General features: G+C 50.3%; 1 rRNA gene. It reads left to right on the forward strand.

Annotated elements, in window-relative coordinates:
- The first annotated feature begins 61 nt into the window (after positions 1-61).
- A 23S ribosomal RNA gene (locus tag KTI79_RS19030) occupies positions 62-2,952 on the forward strand.
- The last annotated feature ends 21 nt before the right edge of the window (positions 2,953-2,973 follow it).

The following is a 2,973-nucleotide window of genomic DNA, read 5'->3' on the forward strand; positions in this document are numbered from 1 at the left end:
CTCTAAACTGAAATGTTGAAGTTACTAACTTGTAGGTAACATCGACTGTTTGGGGTTGTATAGTCAAGTAATTAAGTGCATGTGGTGGATGCCTTGGCAGTCAGAGGCGATGAAAGACGTGATAGCCTGCGAAAAGCTCCGGGGAGGCGGCAAATATCCTTTGATCCGGAGATTTCTGAATGGGGGAACCCACCTACTTTAAGGTAGGTATTGCAACATGAATACATAGTGTTGCAAGGCGAACGAGGGGAAGTGAAACATCTCAGTACCCTTAGGAAAAGAAATCAATTGAGATTCCCTCAGTAGCGGCGAGCGAACGGGGATCAGCCCATTAAGTTATGTGTGTTTTAGTGGAACGCTCTGGGAAGTGCGAACGTAGAGGGTGATATTCCCGTACACGAAAGGGCACACATAATGATGACGAGTAGGGCGAGGCACGTGAAACCTTGTCTGAATATGGGGGGACCATCCTCCAAGGCTAAATACTCCTGACTGACCGATAGTGAACCAGTACCGTGAGGGAAAGGCGAAAAGAACCCCTGTGAGGGGAGTGAAATAGATCCTGAAACCGCATGCATACAAGCAGTGGGAGCACCTTCGTGGTGTGACTGCGTACCTTTTGTATAATGGGTCAGCGACTTATATTCAGTAGCGAGGTTAACCGTATAGGGGAGCCGTAGAGAAATCGAGTCTTAATAGGGCGTTTAGTTGCTGGGTATAGACCCGAAACCAGGCGATCTATCCATGAGCAGGTTGAAGGTTGGGTAACACTAACTGGAGGACCGAACCCACTGTCGTTGAAAAGCCAGGGGATGACTTGTGGATAGGGGTGAAAGGCTAATCAAGCCTGGTGATAGCTGGTTCTCCCCGAAAGCTATTTAGGTAGCGCCTCGGACGAATACCATAGGGGGTAGAGCACTGTTTCGGCTAGGGGGTCATCCCGACTTACCAAACCGATGCAAACTCCGAATACCTATGAGTACTATCCGGGAGACAGACTGCGGGTGCTAACGTCCGTAGTCAAGAGGAAAACAATCCAGACCGCCAGCTAAGGCCCCAAAATCATAGTTAAGTGGGAAACGATGTGGGAAGGCATAGACAGCTAGGAGGTTGGCTTAGAAGCAGCCACCCTTTAAAGAAAGCGTAATAGCTCACTAGTCGAGTCGGCCTGCGCGGAAGATGTAACGGGGCTAAAACTATGTGCCGAAGCTGCGGATTTGACATTAGTCAAGTGGTAGGGGAGCGTTCTGTAAGCCGATGAAGGTGTATTGAGAAGTATGCTGGAGGTATCAGAAGTGCGAATGCTGACGTGAGTAACGACAAAACGGGTGAAAAACCCGTTCGCCGAAAGACCAAGGGTTCCAGTCCAACGTTAATCGGGGCTGGGTGAGTCGACCCCTAAGGCGAGGCCGAAAGGCGTAGTCGATGGGAAATTGGTTAATATTCCAATACTTCTGTGTAATGCGATGAGAGGACGGAGAAGGTTAAGTCAGCCTGGCGTTGGTTGTCCAGGTGGAAGGATGTAGGTATGTATCTTAGGCAAATCCGGGGTACTCTATACTGAGATCCGATAGCAAGCTGTACTTGTACAGTGAAGTGGCTGATACCATGCTTCCAGGAAAAGTCTCTAAGCTTCAGTTACACAGGAATCGTACCCGAAACCGACACAGGTGGTCAGGTCGAGTAGACCAAGGCGCTTGAGAGAACTCTGCTGAAGGAACTAGGCAAAATGGTACCGTAACTTCGGGAGAAGGTACGCTGTTGTTGGTGATGGAACTTGCTTCCTGAGCTGACGACAGCCGCAGAAACCAGGCCGCTGCAACTGTTTATTAAAAACATAGCACTCTGCAAACACGAAAGTGGACGTATAGGGTGTGATGCCTGCCCGGTGCTGGAAGGTTAATTGATGGGGTTAGCGTAAGCGAAGCTCTTGATCGAAGCCCCAGTAAACGGCGGCCGTAACTATAACGGTCCTAAGGTAGCGAAATTCCTTGTCGGGTAAGTTCCGACCTGCACGAATGGCATAATGATGGCGGCGCTGTCTCCAGCAGAGGCTCAGTGAAATCGAAATCGCTGTGAAGATGCAGTGTACCCGCGGCTAGACGGAAAGACCCCGTGAACCTTTACTGCAGCTTGACACTGAACTTTGACCTTACTTGTGTAGGATAGGTGGGAGGCTTTGAAGTTGGAACGCTAGTTCCAATGGAGCCGTCCTTGAAATACCACCCTGGTAATGTTGAGGTTCTAACTCTGTCCCGTTATCCGGGACGAGGACCGTGTCTGGTGGGTAGTTTGACTGGGGCGGTCTCCTCCTAAAGAGTAACGGAGGAGTACGAAGGTGCGCTCAGCGTGGTCGGAAATCACGCGTAGAGTATAAAGGCAAAAGCGCGCTTAACTGCGAGACCCACAAGTCGAGCAGGTACGAAAGTAGGTCTTAGTGATCCGGTGGTTCTGTATGGAAGGGCCATCGCTCAACGGATAAAAGGTACTCTGGGGATAACAGGCTGATACCGCCCAAGAGTTCATATCGACGGCGGTGTTTGGCACCTCGATGTCGGCTCATCTCATCCTGGGGCTGAAGCAGGTCCCAAGGGTATGGCTGTTCGCCATTTAAAGAGGTACGCGAGCTGGGTTTAGAACGTCGTGAGACAGTTCGGTCCCTATCTACCGTGGGCGCTGGAAATTTGAGAGGATCTGCTCCTAGTACGAGAGGACCAGAGTGGACGAACCTCTGGTGTACCGGTTGTGACGCCAGTCGCATCGCCGGGTAGCTATGTTCGGAAGGGATAACCGCTGAAAGCATCTAAGCGGGAAGCCTACCTCAAGATAAGATTTCCCTAGGAATTTATTCCTCTAAAGAGCCGTTCGAGACTAGGACGTTGATAGGTTGGATGTGGAAGCATAGTGATATGTGAAGCTGACCAATACTAATTGCTCGTGAGGCTTGACTATACAACACCCAAGCAGTTGTAT

This window comes from Acinetobacter sp. WU_MDCI_Abxd143, assembly GCF_025514195.1.
Classification (GTDB): domain Bacteria; phylum Pseudomonadota; class Gammaproteobacteria; order Pseudomonadales; family Moraxellaceae; genus Acinetobacter; species Acinetobacter pittii_H.